Consider the following 16,429-nt stretch of genomic DNA (forward strand, 5'->3'; position numbering starts at 1 on the left):
GTCAGGGAATGAATCCGGTCGGGGTGGCGTTCGATATGGACCGGACTAAGCGGTTTTTTGTTCCGGAGGCAGAAGATCGGCGTGGTGCGCGAGCGCGACGTCGGGATGCGAGCGCAAACGGCTCTTGAGGTGGTTCTGCCCGACCTCCCGGAAAATCGGGTTCAGGGGATCAACCGTAATGCCCCGTTCGGAGCGTTTCAGCTCGTCCGGTAATTCGATGACCGGTATTGTCGCGTCATAACGCGAGCCGAGGAAAAAGGCGACGGAGAAGCGCTCCACTCCCGCCGGCGGTGCCACGACGTCATGAACGTCTGCCCGAACGAAGCCGTTGGTGGCGAGTTCCAGCAATTCACCGGTATTGATGATAAAGGTTCCGGGCACCGGCGGTGCGTCGATCCATTCGCCTGTTTCGGTGCGTACCCGCAGCCCCGGTGTCGTGTCCTGCAGAAGCACGGTGACGAAGCCGCCATCTTTATGGGCGCCAACACCCTGATCGGTTTCAGCGACATCTCGTCCGGGATAGCGGATGATTTTGAGAAGCTGCGTCGGTTGTGGCTCGTAAATCTCGGCAAAGACATTTTCCGGCTGCCCGAGAGCGGCCGCAATCGCCTTGAGAAGATCTATGCCGATCCGCGTTACCTCCGCCTGATATCGCAGCAGCAGGGGTTTGAGCTCAGGCAAAGCCTCCGGCCATTGATTGGGTCCAAACAGCCGCTTCCATGGCGGGGAGTCCGGGCCGATCTTTGCCGGTTCGCCTTCGGTATTGATATCGAGTTGTTCCCGCCAGTCCTGTTCGCCTCGCGTGCGCTCCTGACCCGCCCGGTTGTAACCACGGAAATGCGGCGATTTCACCATCTCGATCTTGAGCTTTTCCTCAAGCGGCAAGGCGAAAAACCGTTTCGACGTCGACAGCACGTCGTCAATCAGCCGGGGATCGACACCGTGGCCGGTGAGATAGAAAAAACCATGGTCGTGGAGCACGTTGCGTAGGTCGCTGACAAATTCATTACGTGCTCCCGGCGAGTGGAAACGGGAAAGGTCGAGTGTCGGCAGCGAAGCCGTATTTTCGATGGGCGCGGTTTGAAATGCCATGTCCTGTTTCCGGCTGTTGGGTGGTTTCTGTCGCTCAGGCGGCCAATGCCTGTTCGCCGTGCAGATGTGCCTGGATGGCTGATTTCAGCTCCGCGACGCTGGCGAACTGCCGGTTATCAAGATCGATGACGTGGAATTTGACCGCGATGAACCGCAGCTTGTTATCGCTGGGGACAGCAATGCCGACCGGCAGTCCCTGATATTCGATCGTTTGTCTTTGCATTTCGCTTCTCCGCCAATCTGGGCTTTGTTGGTTTGCTCGGTACGGACCGTCTTTCGACGGCGCCCGCATTCGGGGCAGGGAGAAGCGACAACACGATCTGGAAGGATGGATATGGCCTGACGTCGATGCAGGCGAAGCGGATGCAAAGGCCATTTCCGAAGTTCCTTTTGCTGTAATTTCTATAAAAAATATATACTACTTTGAGCAATGGAACCACTGATTTTGATGTCGAATCGGAAGAAAAATCTATGTTTCTCCATATTCGTGAGCCTGCGTAGGTAATTATCTCAAAAAAGACCGGTCAGGGAATTGTCATTCCCTCCTCCCTTCCCTTTGGGTTGGTCTGTTTCGCAGCAGGCGCTCCAGCCACAGGCTGTACCGGGACGCGCCAAAGCAGATCGCGAAGTAGATAAGGGCTACAAGCAGATAGGCTTCATTGTAAAAGCCGAGCCAGCCCGGATCGGTTGCCGCTGCGCGGGCGGCGTTCAACAGGTCGAAAACGCCGATAACCGCGAGCAGGGACGTTGCCAGCAGGAAACCGATTGCCAAATTGACCATGCCGGGAATGACGATCCGCAATGCCTGCGGCAGAACGACGAGATGCATCGTCCGCCAGTAACCGATCCCCAGCGCGGTGGCCGCCTCCTGCTGACCGGATGGTATCGCCTGCAGGCCGGCACGCACGACTTCCGCTATATAGGCTGCCCAGAAAAGAGTGATCATGATCATCGCCCTTATCATCTTGTCGAACTGTGCTTCCGGCAGTGCCATAGGCAGGATCAGCATGGCGACATAGAGGATGGCGACCATGGGTGTGCCGCGCATCACCTCGATATAGACAATGGAAAGCGTTCGCAGTCCGCCGAGGCTCGAGCGGCGGGCGAGCGCCAGAAGGATCGCGATCGGCGTCGCGGCCGCAAAGCAGATGGCCCAGACAAACAGCGTCACCGGCAGCCCGCCCCATTGGTTGGACGCAACTGGAGCGCCTCCCGGACTGCCGGTCAAGAGCATCCAGCAAACCAGAGCCGCAACAGGCCAGACGAGCAGCAGTTCCCGGCGCCAGAAACGCGGGAGCGCGCTTGTGACGAGCAAGGCCATCAGGATCAGAATGACTAGCGCCGGACGCCATTGGAGTTCCGGCGGGTAGAAGGCAAACACGATGAAACGCAGCTTGGCGGCAATGAAAGCCCAGCAGGCGCCGTCGCGCGTGGCACAGTCCGCAGATGTTCCGCTCCATGTCGCGTCAAGCAGGGCCCACCGGAAAAAGGGTGGCAGAAGCCAAATCAGGGTTGCCAGTGTCAGGAGAGTGATGGCGGTGTTGGAAAGCGTGCCGAAGAGGCCGTTTCGCAGCTTGCCAAGACGCCCATGAAGCCGATGGGCGGCGATGTTTCCGGCCTGCCTGGTCATCGTGCCGTTCCCTTCAGTGCAACCCTCTTGTTGTATTGGTTCATGAGGGCGGAAACGACCAGATTGATACCGAGGTAGGTGCCGATGAGGATCATGAGGGCTTCCAGCGACTGACCGGTCGTATTGGCGGTGGTGTTGACGATGCTGACGAGATCCGGGTAACCGATTGCGACCGCCAGGCTGGAATCCTTCGTCAGATCGAGATAGCTCGACGTGGCGAGCGGGGTGATGACGCGCAGCGCCTGCGGAAGCACGATCAGCCGCATGATCTGTCCATTGTGCAGGCCGAGCGCGCGGGCGGCTTCCCACTGGCCTCGATTGACCGACTGGATGCCAGCCCGGACGATTTCTGCGATCGCGGCGGAGAACTTTACAATGAGACCTGTCAGGAGTGCGGCAAATTCCGGCGTCAGATTATAGCCGCCCCGGATGTTGAAGCCCGCCAATGCGGGCGTTTCAAACGTCAGCTTCGCTCCTGATGCCACGAAAGCGGTGGTTGCTGCTGCAAGCACGGCGAGAGTGGCGATAGCCATGGTTTGCCCGTTCAGCCGTTTCAAATGGGACAGCGCGACGAGCATAAGGCCAAGGGCAAAGACGATCAGCGTCACAAACACCGGCCCAGTGACCGGGAGGTCTTCGATGGAGACGGCCGGTACATAGACGCCGCGATTGGTCAGATAGACCGATCCGAGCAAAGCACCCGCCTGACGCGGTGCCGGAAACGCCTTGGCGAGGGAAATCCAGAAGAAGAGTTGCAGCAGCAGCGGCGTATTGCGGATCAACTCCACGTACCAGCGTACAAGGGAGGCGAGAAGCAGGTTTCCTGACAGGCCCGCGACGCCCACGGCTACGCCTAGAATAGTCGCGGCTATGCAGCCGATCAACGACACTTTCAGCGTGTTAAGCAGGCCCGCCAGCATGGCACGAAGATATGGATCGCCGGCGGCGAAAGTGATCGGACTTTCGCCGATTTCGAAATTTGCCGAACGCCAGAGAAAATCAAACCCCGGTGAGACGCCGATGCGCGCCATCGTCGTCGTGACGTTGATCCCGAGATAGACGAGCAATGCGATAAATGAGGCGATGACCGCCAATTGAGCGATAGGGCGATGGCCCCACCACATGAGCAGCCGACGATAGATGCCGGGCCTGCGAGGGCCCGGCGTTGCGATTGAGGACATCTTTGAAACTCGACCGTCTCAACGGAAGGGTGGCGAATAAAGCAGGCCGCCATCGGTCCAGAGGCGATTGTAGCCGCGATCCCAGCCGAGCGGCTTCAGATGCCGGTCGAAGATTTCACCATAGTTGCCGACCGTCTTGATGATGTTATAGGCCCATTTGGGATCAAGGCCGATGGCCTCGCCAAGCGAAGGATCGACGCCGAGGAAGCGCTGGATTGCCGGGTCGGGAGACTTCAGAAACTCATCGACGTTCTTGGACGTAATGCCCCATTCTTCCGCCTGGATGGTGGCGTTGACGGTCCAGTTCACGACTTCCAGCCAGCGGTCGTCACCGCCGGCAATGGCGGGTGCCAGCGGCTCCTTCGACAGCCGTTCGGGCAGAACGATGTAGTCGTCAGGCTTCTTCAACTGGGTACGCTTGCCGACGAGATCGGAGGAATCCTGCGTGATGGCATCGACGCGTCCGGACTCCAGCGCCGCGATAAACTGTCCGGTATCCTCGATCGTGACCGGCGTGAATTTCTTGCCGGTCTTGCGGAAGAAGTCGGCAACGTTGAGTTCGCCGGTCGTGCCGCTCTGGGCGCCGATGGTGGCGCCGTCCAGATCGGCGGCCTTGGTGACACCAAGATCCTTGCGGACCAGAATGCCCTGGCCATCATAGAAAATCGTCGGACCAAAATGGAAGCCGAGCTTGAAGGCGCGGGTAACGGTTACCGTGACACCCGAAAGCAGGACGTCGAATTCACCGCTCTGCAGCGCAGGCAGGCGCTGCTGGGGAGAGGAGTTGGTGAATTCGACCTTGTCCGGATTGCCGAAGACGGCGATGGAGAGCGCGCGGCCGTAATCGATGAAGAAGCCCTGCCAGCGACCGTTGCTGTCCGGCGAGAAGAAGCCCGGCGTCGTGCCGACCCCGACCTTGATCGTACCGCGCTGATTGATCTTGTCCAGTGTCGGGCCGGCATGGGCCGTGCCGGACAATGTTGCGGACGCCAGCAGCGCCGCGGCAATGGTCGATCTGACGACGCCGCCGATAAATCCCTGAGATGACATCTAAAAATGCTCCTGATGAAATGATCAGGTTTACCGCCCACCGATGATCCCCCGATGGCCGGAACCTGGTAGTATAGTAATTTTATGGAATATATAAACGAGGGATCGATTACCCGAAATGCGTGCTTTTAGAAAAGGCAATTGCTTATTTTTTGAATTGTCGGCACGCCGTTACTCTCGATGGAAGTGATGGCTTCAAGGCCATCCGCGTGGCTGCACTATCCTTGATAGCTGCGAGGGCGTTAACGAGATCCGGCGCGTGCCGGATCTCGGAAAGTTCTCAATCGCCCTCGAAGTGAGCGCCTCCTGGGATGGCGTTATCGCGGAGAGGCCGGAGATGGTCAGCGAAGACGTTGCGGTGTGGCATCTGCCGGTATCAGCGGGATATAGCTTTCTCCGGCCAGTTGCTCGCGGTGTTCGTCCTTCGCCTTGGTGATCAGTTCCGGATCAGTCAGCGCACGCACGGCAGAGGCGGCAAGAACCTTGCCGGCTTGCAACATACCCTTGTGGGCATAACCCGAAGTTCCCTGCGAGACCATCTGCCAGGTGTGCGGCGGCGTGCCGTAAGCCTCGGTCGCAACATATACCTGACCCGTCGGAACGAGCCAGCTGACGTCACCGACATCGGTCGAGCCGTGCAGGAAAGTAGGCACCTCTTCAAAGGCGTTCAGATCCTCCGAAAGGACTTTGCTACGTTTGGCAATGCGGGCCTGAACTTCACTGGATAATGTCTTCTGGATATTTCCAGCAAAATCCTTTTCGCTGTTGGAAAAACCGGCGACGCCGATTTTTTCGAACTCCTGATGCATCATGCGCGCCAGAGTGACGTTGGGCACAAGGTCTGCCGAGGCGGCGTCGAAAGTAATCTCAAGCTCGGTGCCTGTCATCAGGGCTGCACCGCGAGCGACATCCTTCACCCGTTCGGTGATGTCGCGGACCTGATCCATCCGCGGCGCGCGTATCTTGTAAAGCACCTGCGCCTGCGCCTGCACCACATTCGGTGCCCGTCCGCCGGTATCGGTGATGGCATAGTGAATGCGGCCATCCTGAATGATATGTTCGCGCAGATAGTTGCAGCCGACATTGGTCAGTTCGACGGCGTCCAGCGCCGAGCGTCCCAGGTGAGGTTCAAAACCTGCATGAGCACTCGTTCCCCGGAAGGAGAAATAGAGCTGGTTGGTTGCCAGCATGCGGGCGTTATAGGCAAGGTTTTCATCCCACGGATGCCAGGTGAAAGCCACATCGACATCGGAGAACAATCCTTCGCGCGCCATATACGCTTTGCCGCCACCGCCTTCTTCGGCTGGGCAACCATAATAACGGATCGTGCCCGCCAGCCCCAGTTCGTCCTTGCAGGCCTTGAGGGCAAGAATGGCGGCGAGCGCGCCGGTGCCCAACAGGTTGTGACCACAGCCATGCCCATTGCCGCCTGCGACGACGGGATCGTGATGGGTAACGCCGCTTTTCTGGCTGAGGCCTGTCAGCGCATCAAATTCGCCCAGTATCGCAACGACCGGCTGGCCATCGCCATAACTGGCTACAAAAGCTGTCTCTATATTGCCGGCATTGCGCGTGACGTCAAAGCCGGCTTTTTCCAGTTCATCCGCCAGAAGTGCTGCCGAGCGTGTCTCTTCATAACGGATTTCCGCAAAGGACCAGATTGCATCGGACACCGACTTCAGATTGTCAGATTGGGTGGCGACGGTCCGTTCGATAATGTCGAGATAGGTCATTTGCTTCCTTCAGGCGGTCTGTTCGACAGGCTTGTTGCCGTGAACGGCGGGAAAGGTGGTGGCGATAACGCAGACGAGAACTGCGCAGGCAACGATCACCGAAAACGCAATCCCGTAATTTTGATTGGTTGCCGAAAGGATGGCTCCGATCAGCATGGGAGATGCAAACGAGCCGAGCTGCGCGAGCGAATTGATCAGACCCGTTGCTGTACCCACTGTGTTCTGCGGGAAATGCTTCATGATGCTGACGAACACGCTGATCGAGATCGCATTCAGGAAAACGTTCGAAACCGTCAGATAGGCGAAGGCGAGCGGAATGGATTCCTCATTGGCCATGAGATAGATGAATATCGCCGATACGGCTGAGCCGATGCAGATGAGATACTTTTCCTTCTGGTGGAAGAAGCGGTCGAGCAGCCAGCCGCAGGTCAGGAACGAGATGAAGCCCAGCGCCGGTGGGATCATCGAGTAGGCGCCCATTTGCACCATGCTCATGCCCTTGACCTTCACCCAGTAGGATGGCAGCCATGACTGCAGACCCCAGAACACGATGTTGGTGAAGAAATAAACCAGCGTGATCTTCCAAGTCAGCGAGTTTTTCAACAGCGCACCGATGCGCTTCTTTTCCGAAACCTTCGCCACCTTCTCCTTGACGACAGGCGCGTCGTTCGCCGGCTTCATGACGAAGAATAGCGCTGCCGAGAGGAGAAGCCCGACGCCGCCGAGGACAAAGAACATCATCTGCCAGCTGTGTGCCGCGATCAAAGCGGTAATGACGATGGAACCAACCGCAAAACCAACTGACGCTCCTGACTGGAGGACCGACTTGGCGCGCGCCATTTGCGACTTCTCGAAGTGTTCGGTGATCGCCACGGAGCCGCCTGCGGGAAAGACTGCCTCGCCGGCGCCGGTCACGGCGCGTGCCGCAGCAAGGCCTACGGCGTTGTGAACAGCACCTGATACGGCCGTTCCCAGCGACCAGACCGCTACGGCGGAACTCAGCACGCGCCGCGCCCCGAAGCGGTCCACCAGGTAGCCGCCAATCAGCTGCGTCATCGAATAGGCCAGGAAAAAGGCACTGATGATCATACCCTGATGATCAGGGGAAAGGCCGAACTCCTCGCTGATGGGAATGATCGCGATATTGATGGCGGTCTTGTCGATGAAACCCACGACCCAGCACAGGAACAACATTCCTATGATGACATGACGACGCTGTATTTTTGAAAACATATCAGAAGTTCCCTTTTTTTGACTTTGTGCCTTTGTCGCATTGCCAGGGAAAAAATCGATGTTTATTCCTCTATAATACCAGAGAATAATATGTGTAGATCACCATGAGGTCGCCTTGGAAATTACGCTGTCTTCTCATCCGGAGCTGAGCAGAATGCAGCACGAAGGCGTGCTGCGCTTTGAAGATGTCGACGTGGAAACTGAGCAGACAGTCGCCCTGCTGTCCCACATAATTGAGCGAAGCGACGACACGTTCCGTTTGGTGATCGACCACTCCTATTTTACGGCAAAACGCACGATTTTCGAGGTTTCCGCCGAGCACGGCGAACAGGTCACCACGCGGGTCGTTGCTGCCGTTCAGGAGGCGGTCATTGCCGTACAGACCAAGACCGTGGAAATGCTGGCATCTGTCAATGCCGCGGTGATCAACTCCCTGGACGATCAGGAAATTGTCCATAGTGTCCTTGCTGAGGTAATGAACGTGCTGCCGCATGCGGATGCCGGCGTCTTTCGGCTGTTCGACGAGGAAAGCGGTTATCTTAACCCGGTGTCGCATCAAGGGTTGCCGGATGACTATACGCATTACCGCTTGCAGCCGAATGAATCCGTCTCCGGCGAGGTCTTCGTAACCGGTGTCCCTGCCATTCACAATGGAAGGCAGAACATCATTGATGCCCACCGTGTGATGAGCCCCGAAAGCCAGTCTTTCATGGAACGGTCGAAGATTGCCAACGCCTTGCTTTGCGTGCCTGTTGCCGCGGAAGGCAAGCGCCTTGGCACATTGACCACATTGTGCTTTTCACCGCGCGGCGCCTTCTCGCCGTTTGACCGTACGGTTTTGGAATCATTGGCTGCTCAGGTTGCCGTCGCGTATAAGCGTTCGCTCACCTATAAGAACGCTATCGCGACATCGAGCCGGCTTGAAAAAATGCGGAGCGACCTGGCAAGCAAGAATGCCGAACTCGACCGCGCCGTGGAGTTGCACGACAAGCTTTTACGTATTTTTTCCACCAGCGGAAGTCTGGTAGAGCGGCTGGATCTGGTTGCAGGCTTGTTCGGCGTCGAGTTTCGATTTGAGAACGTGCTCGGCGTCGACCACCGGTCCCAAGGCTGGACAGATCACCGCGACAGTCTAGAGCAGATCGTTGAAGTCGCTGAAGCCCCCGTGGGTTTTTTTCATTTCCGCCCCATTGAGGATGTGCTCTTTCAACGGGCGCTTTTCGGCACGCTTTCTGCGTTCGTGGCATTGGATTTTGTCCGCGACATGTCGAGGCTCGATGTCCTGAACGCAAGCAAGAGAGCCTATTTCGAGGATATTTTGAAAGGCGTCGATAGTCGTGGCCGCCTCGACCATTTCGGGTTCCGGTTGGAGCGCTTCCATCAGATCCTTGTCGCGAAAGTGTCTGGTCCACTTTCGCCTGACGCTCGACTGTCTCTCCACAGGTCTCAAACAAATCTGCAGAACGCGATCAAGCTGTCGAATGCGCTTATTTTTCATCAGGACGATCAGATTATCATAGTCTTCTCCGCGTCCACTGCGGCTGCACTTGCCAGAAATCTCAACGCCATGATGGACAGGGTGTTGCACCTTGATATCCAGATGGGCGCAAGCGTGGTTTACGACCTGACCGAATTCCACTCGATGGCGAAAACTCAGGCGCAACGAGCTGCCGAATGCCTCGTGCGGCGCGGACAGTCAGGGATATTGTCACATCAGGATATGGGGATCGAAGCTCTGTTGAGTGGACGCGACCGGCATGAAATCATCGACTTTGTCCATGAGGTTCTTGCTCCGCTTCTTCACGACCAGAAACACGAATTTCTCTTTGAGACCTTGCGCAGCTATGTACGAGAGGGAAAATCCGCCACGCGCACAGCTGCCTATCTGAAGATACATAACAATACGCTGTATCAACGACTTGCCAGAATCGAAACGCTGACCGGCCGAAAAATTTCGAACGCAGAAGACTTCACGCTTTTAAGCGTCGCGTGCCAGCTTTATTCAACTTACTCCGGCTGAACCTTGTCACAGGGATCGGCTCTTTGATGCATGCATGGAACCACGTCGAATTCGGGGTGCAACGCCACGCGGAACCGACACATGACTATCAGAGTGAGGGGCTCTTTTCCGCTTTTTCGACAGGCGTCGCCTGGATGACTTCAGGAGCAGCGCCGTATGCTGATTTGTTGTGCCGCTGGAAGACGATAAATTTCTCGGCGGGGAGGGGTCTCGAAAAAAGCCAGCCCTGACCGAAATCCACACCGTGTTCCCGTAGATAGGCTGCCTGTTCCTCGGTCTCGATACCTTCGGCGACGGAGAACAGTCCAAGTTCGCGCGCCATCCCGATAATGTGGAGCGTAACGGTGCTGGTCGCCGTATTCCTGCCGATCGTATCGACGAAGGACTTGTCGATTTTCAGGGCGTCGAGGGGAAGCCCCTGCAGATATTGAAGGCTGGAATAGCCGGTTCCGAAATCATCGATTGCGACGGAATGCCCGGCTTTGCGTGCTCTATCCAACGTGATGCGCGCCGCATCGATGTCGATGAACCCGCGCTCCGTCGCTTCGAGCCAGATTTGCTGCTTGCGGATACCGGCAGGTTTCAGACGCTGGTCGATGAACTCCAGAATTCGTCCGGTTTTGACATCCTCGGCACAGAGATTGACGGCGATGTGCAGGGTGCGATCCGCGACGAGTATCGAGCCGATGTCTGCAATAATGGCCTCGACCACCTGATCGGTGATCGGCTCTATCAATCCCGTTTCCTCGGCGAGGGGAATGAAAAGATCTGGCCTGACAAGTGTGCCGTCTGGCCGTCTCCAGCGGACGAGTGCCTCCGCGCCAACGCATATATGGGTCTTGAGGTCGATAATCGGCTGATAATGGACGACAAATTCACGCTTCCGGACCGCGATTTCCAATTCAGCCTGTGGCGACAACCGCTTGCGCGACATCCACACGATTATGCCGACGATAAAGGATGCAATGAATACTCCGATCGGTAAAAGAACGATCAGCTCGCGTGCGAGTTTCTCTCGGATCGCCGCTCTCGGTTCGAGAACGACCGCCGTCAGCCCACCGTCTTTTACAACCGAATAGAGCGAGGCATCGTTGATCCCTCGGCTCGCCTGCGCCGCGAGTGCGACAACAATGTCCGCATCCGGCTGGTTCTGCGTGCTGATGACCTGCTCCTGATCGTTGAGGAGCGCAAGGGCCATTCCGTCTCGCAGCATGATGTCGACAAAGCGGGAAGGGGCGACGAGCGCGTTATGATGGCCGAGGTGCAGACTGGTCATCCGGTCGCCATGGCTGACGGCCGGCTCAATCCGCAATGTTACTTCGATGCCTTCGGGCGTGACGTAGTCGACATGGGACTTTGAGATGGTTCCCGTGGTGCCGCCCCAGGAGGTACATTTGATGACGTCGTTTTCGAAATAGCCGATCTCCTCGATCGACGGGACGTTGATCGTCACGATCCGCATTTGCGCGATGTGTTGATCCGAACACGCAGGAAGATGCGCGGCTTCAATTGCTTCCAGTGCGCCTTGCGCTTCCTTGAATGTATTGCCGGCGCGCGCGAGTGCCCTTTGGGCAACGAGGTCCAGAATGTCGAGTTCCTTTTGGACGGCGACCCGCCAGGAGGTCCAGGCCATGGCGGCAATGGGAAGTGCTGCTCCCAGCAGGGCCAGAACTATCCCCACGGCTATTACACGCCAACGTCGAGCCCGCATCGTCACTCTCCAAAAGGGATCCTGTGCATTTATAGTCGTGTTCGCCTTAATTTTTGCTATGGGCAGAGGGAGAGTGAACGCCTTCGGTCATCCGGATACAAGAAGCTGACAAAGGCACCGGCCAACAATTTTTCGGTCCCGAAAGCGAAGTGAAGAGCCCAATTCCTGCGGCGCAAGGATCACAGGTCCGACGATCCTGACCGGCCGGTCGGTCAAAGGTGCGGCCTACTGATCCAGATCGATCGAAGGTCGCGCATTGTTTTTGAACAGGGGTTCAACACGTTGGCCAGACAGGGTCCTGGCATTCCACGCATGCGGAGCAGGCAGGACCGGTGGCTGGTCCTCTTGCCAGACATGCACAGCCACAGTGACCGTCATGCCGCCGACACTTGCGACGGTATTTTCCAGGACTTCGAGCGTGGAGCCGTCGCGTGTTGAATTCACATAGGTCACGGTCCGTGACTTTTCGGCGCTTCTGACCTCCGCCAACTGAGTTTCGGTCAGTTGCTTCGCCCGGTCTCCGAAACTTGCGATCATGCCGTCGATCGAAGATCGCTGCGATTGCATAAGGGCAACCGGATCGTAGGTTATCTTCGCGGTGAACGTGGCTGTTTGCCTGATCTTATCGGCGGCTTCGAGTTTCCAGACGGTGCTTGTCGGAACGAGCATGCCTTTCAACTCTTCATTGCCTTCAACCGTCCACTCCCGCCCGATATCGGTGGTGAAAGCTTCGGAAGACTGCCCAAGCGCAAGGATCATGCTTTCCGGCGCAAGAACGTCGATAATAGTGAGTGGGTTACTTTTGACGGTCTGAAGCATGCGAGAGGCTGTGCTATCTGGCGAAGATGTGGACAGCAGCCTTTCCATATTGGCGACGACTTGATCCGCGCCGACGAGCGCCGTCGGAGTACCGCTCGGATCGGTCTCGAATTCCAATTGCTGAACACCGTAGGCGGCAAGTGAATTGCGAAACATGGCGTTCATCGGATAGGAATCGGCAGCGTCCGTTGCATCCGGGGGAATGTCGGCTGAAAGCTTCCATTGCACCCGCATGCCCTCGTCGTACCGTGACAGCACCGTTGCCGATTGACGGAAATCGCCACGCATGACAACGGCCGATGCTTCCGGCTTGTCGAACCAAAGCGACATGTCGGTCTCGGTCGTCTTTTGGACGCGATAGTGAAGTTCAGTCCCGACGGCAGGCGCATAAGGCGGAACAGTCACGCTCTCCGCCGCCTGCGCGGGGCCGACTGCTATCGTTGGCTGGAATATCAGCCCGACAGCAAGAAAGAGGGAAGGGGCCAGACCGATAGTGCGGCGCGTTACGTTCGTGCGAATTTACATGCCCTCCGGTTACTGCTCTTCCAACACCTGACATGCCGATTTGATACTGTCTATCCCAAGTACAACGCCATACCGCTCCTGTGGGCAGTGATTTTTAATCATTGAGAACTGTCCTGGGTCGCGATTCCGCGACCATTGCACTCAGGCGGTGTTGCAGTTCGGGCGGTTCGAATTCCATCCGCACGCAGCCGAGGGCGTAGCACATTGCGGGCGTGAACGGCATCCAGGCTCTCAAGAGATCGAGCAGCTCATCGGACATCATATTTTCCAGCGGGTCGACACCCAATTGGCCGAGCGCTCGTTCGTGATCGGGCATCTTTGCTTGCGCGATAATGGCAAGGGTGCGTCTTAACACTGAACCTCTTGGCTCGTGATGCAGGTTCGTTGACCACCACCATGCATCGACGTCCGCAAGATAGGCGGCAATATAGGTTTCCGCAGTCATTGCCGGCTCGCCCAAAGCGGCCATATCCGGAACCCATGAGGGATCCGATGCAATTTCGGATGGTGAAAATATCCCGGGAGGTGGCGTGTCGGAGCGGTTCGTCTTCAGGCCTGGTTTGCGATGGCGTGTCATGACGAGTGGTCCGCTAGTTGAGGCGTTGACTGGTTCTGGCATCGAACAGGTGGATCGATGCCAGATCGGGCTGAACCTGGATCGTCGCGCCCGGCTGCGCCTGTACACGCTCGCGGAAAATACCGATGACCTTGTGACGGCCGAGCATCATCGTCACCTGCGTTTCCGACCCCATTGGCTCGACCAGCAAAACGGTCGCGGTGAGGCCATGGTTGGCCAGTTCGAAATGTTCCGGGCGGATGCCGTATATCGCATCGCCCGAGACGGGGCCAGGGGGCAGGGGCAGGACGACGCCGTCAGCCTCGAAGCCATTGGCGGTGAGTCGTCCCTCGATGAAGTTCATCGCCGGCGAACCGATGAAGCCGGCGACAAACGGATTGGCCGGCCGGTCATAGAGCTCGAGCGGCGCCCCGCACTGCTCGACCCGTCCGGCATTCATCACCACGATCTTGTCGGCCATGGTCATGGCTTCCACCTGGTCATGCGTAACATAAACGGTGGTGACGCCCAGACGCTGGTGCAACCCCTTGATTTCACCACGCATCACGACGCGCAGCTTGGCATCGAGATTACTGAGCGGTTCATCGAACAGAAAAACCTGCGGATTGCGGACGATCGCTCGACCCATGGCGACGCGTTGCCGTTGCCCGCCGGAAAGCTGGCGGGGGAACCGTTCGAGCAGTGGCGTCAGCCCCAATATGTCTGCCGCCCAGTTCACCCGCTCAGTGATCTCGGCCTTGCTGCCGCCGCGATGCTCAAGCGAAAAAGCCATGTTTCTGGCCACGCTCATATGCGGATAAAGCGCATAGTTTTGAAAGACCATGGCGATGTCGCGGTCTTTTGGCTCGATCTCGTTGACGACACGGCCGCTGATCGAGATATCGCCGCTGGTCACGGTTTCAAGGCCTGCGATCATCCGCAACAAAGTGGATTTGCCACAGCCCGAAGGGCCGACGAGGACAACGAATTCGCCATCGGCAATATCGATATCGACACCATGGATGGTGGCGAATGCGCCATAGCTTTTCTTGACGGATCTAAGGGTAACGGGTGCCATGGGTCAGCCTTTCGGTTAGCCTTTGAGGCCGGTATGGGCGAGGCCTTCGACGAATTGTTTCTGCGCGACGATGAAGACGATGAGTACGGGGATGGCGGTCATCGTTGCGGCGGCAAGCTGGATGTTCCACATCGGCCCGCCATAGGCGTCGGTAAATTGGGTCAGTGCCTGGGGCAGTGTGAACTTGTCGGGGCTGGAGAGGAAGACGATGGGTTCGAGATAGAGGTTCCAGCTGCCGAGAAATGTGAAGATCGCAACGGCAGCCAGTGCCGGACGGGCAAGCGGCAGGGCGATGGTCCAGAATATCTTGAACCGGCCGAGCCCATCGACCCGAGCAGCTTCCTCCAGTTCGACGGGTAAGGAGATGAAGAACTGGCGCATGATGAAGGTGGCGAATACCGCCGGCGCGCCGAAGATCGGCACCAGGATCAGCGGCCAGTGTGTGTTGATCATGCCCCATTTGAGAAACATCCGGAACAAAGGAACCAGCGTCACTTCGGACGGGATCAGCAATCCCACCAGCACCACCATGAAGATGGCGTTGGCGAAGGGAAACCGGATACGCGCAAAGGCATATCCCGCCATTGAAGCCACAGCCATGGTGCCGACGGTGACGATTGCGGCGATATAGGCGGAGTTCCAGTATTGCAACGCGAAGGGCTGTATTTTGAAGACCTCGGAATAGGACGAAAAATCGAAGGCGCGTGGCCAGATATCCGGCGGAAAGGCAAATATCTGGCTGACCGGTTTGACCGACGACGTTACCATCCACCAGGTCGGAAAGACGAAGGGGACAAGCAGCACGCAGAGTATGAAGTAGATCAGCGCCTGCGCGCGTGGGCTGAGTTCAGTTTTCATAGAATACGAACTTTCTGCGCAAGTGCCATTGGATGAAGGTGAGCGCGCCGACAATGACCAGCAGGACGATGGAGAGTGTCGAGCCATATCCGAAGAGGTAGAACTGGAAGGCTTGCTGATAGAGGTAATAAACGAGAACCGTCGTGGAAAAGCCCGGCCCGCCCTGGGTCAGGATCATGATCTGCGCAAAGACTTGCAACGCACCGACGATGGTGACGATGGAGGCCAAGAGGATCGTTGGGCTGATCATCGGCAGGGTGATGCGATAGAACTGCTTGAAGCGCGGCACACCATCGACGCGCGCAGCCTCGAACAGTTCACGCGGCACACCCTGTAGTGCGGCAAGAAACAGGATCATGTTGAGACCGAGATTCTTGAGCGCCTGCACGACGATGACCGAGATCATCGCCGTCGTGGGGTGACGCAACCAGTTGGGACCTTCGATGCCGATCATTTGCAGGAGGCCGTTGATGCCGCCATTGTTCTGCAGCAAGAAGCTCCATACGATTGTCCAGGCGACCAGCGACACCACCACAGGCGAAAAGAACAGCGTGCGGAACAGGGTCATGAAGGCGAGCTTCTGGTTCAGGAGCAACGCAAGTCCCAGCGCCAGGCTCATATTGAGCAGGGCAAGCCCGGCCGAGAACACGGCGGTCACGGCCAGCACTTCGCCCATGGCCGGGTCGCTGAGCAGCTTCTGGTAGTTGGCGGTGCCGGTGAACCGGAACGATCCCGCCAGCACGTTCCACTCATGCAGTGAATACCAGAAGACCAGCACCAGCGGCACGAGCACAAAGACAACGATACCGATGAGTTGCGGCGCTATGAACAGATAACCGGTGGCGGCATCACGGCGCGCCATGGTCCAGAAGCTACGCCGAGCCTGTGTTTGCGATGTTTGGAGGGCAAGCGCCATGGCTTTCTTCCTTCTGTCTTTCGCATC

14 protein-coding genes are annotated in these 16,429 nt (G+C 57.4%); 1 reads left to right on the forward strand and 13 read right to left on the reverse strand.

Annotation, left to right across the window (positions count from 1 at the left end; genetic code table 11):
- Positions 1-45 precede the first annotated feature (45 nt).
- The 7 genes from CFBP5499_RS22955 to CFBP5499_RS22985 all read right to left on the reverse strand — a co-directional run bounded on the left by CFBP5499_RS22955 (position 46) and on the right by CFBP5499_RS22985 (position 7,919).
- The gene (locus CFBP5499_RS22955; protein WP_080827981.1) at positions 46-1,092 is read right to left on the reverse strand and encodes an isopenicillin N synthase family dioxygenase; all 1,047 of its coding nucleotides are present in this window, start codon (positions 1,090-1,092) and stop codon (positions 46-48) included.
- A gap of 34 nt (positions 1,093-1,126) precedes the next feature.
- The gene (locus CFBP5499_RS22960; protein ID WP_080827980.1) at positions 1,127-1,315 is read right to left on the reverse strand and encodes a hypothetical protein; all 189 of its coding nucleotides are present in this window, start codon (positions 1,313-1,315) and stop codon (positions 1,127-1,129) included.
- A gap of 312 nt (positions 1,316-1,627) precedes the next feature.
- Positions 1,628-2,722 (reverse strand): amino acid ABC transporter permease, encoded by a 1,095-nt coding sequence (locus tag CFBP5499_RS22965; RefSeq protein WP_080827979.1) that lies wholly within the window; start codon positions 2,720-2,722, stop codon positions 1,628-1,630.
- Positions 2,719-3,903: an amino acid ABC transporter permease gene (locus tag CFBP5499_RS22970; protein WP_080827978.1), complete on the reverse strand. Its 1,185-nt coding sequence runs from the start codon at positions 3,901-3,903 to the stop codon at positions 2,719-2,721. The genes CFBP5499_RS22965 and CFBP5499_RS22970 overlap by 4 nt, the downstream gene beginning before the upstream one ends.
- An 18-nt stretch (positions 3,904-3,921) precedes the next feature.
- Complete coding sequence (locus CFBP5499_RS22975) at positions 3,922-4,953, reverse strand: amino acid ABC transporter substrate-binding protein (RefSeq protein ID WP_080827977.1); 1,032 nt, start codon at positions 4,951-4,953, stop codon at positions 3,922-3,924.
- Between the two features lie 341 nt (positions 4,954-5,294).
- The gene (locus tag CFBP5499_RS22980) at positions 5,295-6,686 is read right to left on the reverse strand and encodes an amidohydrolase (RefSeq protein ID WP_080827976.1); all 1,392 of its coding nucleotides are present in this window, start codon (positions 6,684-6,686) and stop codon (positions 5,295-5,297) included.
- 9 nt (positions 6,687-6,695) lie between these two features.
- Complete coding sequence (locus tag CFBP5499_RS22985; protein WP_080827975.1) at positions 6,696-7,919, reverse strand: MFS transporter; 1,224 nt, start codon at positions 7,917-7,919, stop codon at positions 6,696-6,698.
- A 115-nt stretch (positions 7,920-8,034) separates the two neighbouring features.
- Between CFBP5499_RS22985 and CFBP5499_RS22990 the strand changes: the two genes are divergently transcribed.
- Entirely contained in the window at positions 8,035-9,939 is a 1,905-nt protein-coding gene (locus CFBP5499_RS22990) for a helix-turn-helix domain-containing protein (RefSeq protein WP_130932531.1), read from the forward strand.
- An 88-nt stretch (positions 9,940-10,027) separates the two neighbouring features.
- Here the strand turns inward: CFBP5499_RS22990 and CFBP5499_RS22995 are convergent, their stop codons facing one another.
- From CFBP5499_RS22995 to CFBP5499_RS23020, 6 genes are all read right to left on the reverse strand, one after another.
- The gene (locus tag CFBP5499_RS22995; RefSeq protein ID WP_080827973.1) at positions 10,028-11,650 is read right to left on the reverse strand and encodes an EAL domain-containing protein; all 1,623 of its coding nucleotides are present in this window, start codon (positions 11,648-11,650) and stop codon (positions 10,028-10,030) included.
- Between the two features lie 225 nt (positions 11,651-11,875).
- The gene (locus CFBP5499_RS30150) at positions 11,876-12,874 is read right to left on the reverse strand and encodes a hypothetical protein (RefSeq protein ID WP_175416854.1); all 999 of its coding nucleotides are present in this window, start codon (positions 12,872-12,874) and stop codon (positions 11,876-11,878) included.
- A 214-nt stretch (positions 12,875-13,088) separates the two neighbouring features.
- Positions 13,089-13,571 (reverse strand): hypothetical protein, encoded by a 483-nt coding sequence (locus CFBP5499_RS23005; protein WP_080827972.1) that lies wholly within the window; start codon positions 13,569-13,571, stop codon positions 13,089-13,091.
- Positions 13,572-13,584: 13 nt separating this feature from the next.
- A complete protein-coding gene (locus CFBP5499_RS23010; RefSeq protein WP_080827971.1) occupies positions 13,585-14,628 on the reverse strand; it encodes an ABC transporter ATP-binding protein in 1,044 nt (347 codons plus the stop codon).
- 15 nt (positions 14,629-14,643) lie between these two features.
- Positions 14,644-15,486, reverse strand: coding sequence for a carbohydrate ABC transporter permease (locus CFBP5499_RS23015; RefSeq protein WP_080827970.1), 843 nt, complete (start codon positions 15,484-15,486; stop codon positions 14,644-14,646).
- Entirely contained in the window at positions 15,476-16,402 is a 927-nt protein-coding gene (locus tag CFBP5499_RS23020) for a carbohydrate ABC transporter permease (protein WP_080827969.1), read from the reverse strand. Before CFBP5499_RS23020 ends, CFBP5499_RS23015 begins: the two co-directional genes overlap by 11 nt.
- Positions 16,403-16,429 lie beyond the last annotated feature (27 nt).

The sequence above is a fragment of the Agrobacterium tumefaciens genome (assembly GCF_005221325.1).
GTDB lineage: Bacteria > Pseudomonadota > Alphaproteobacteria > Rhizobiales > Rhizobiaceae > Agrobacterium.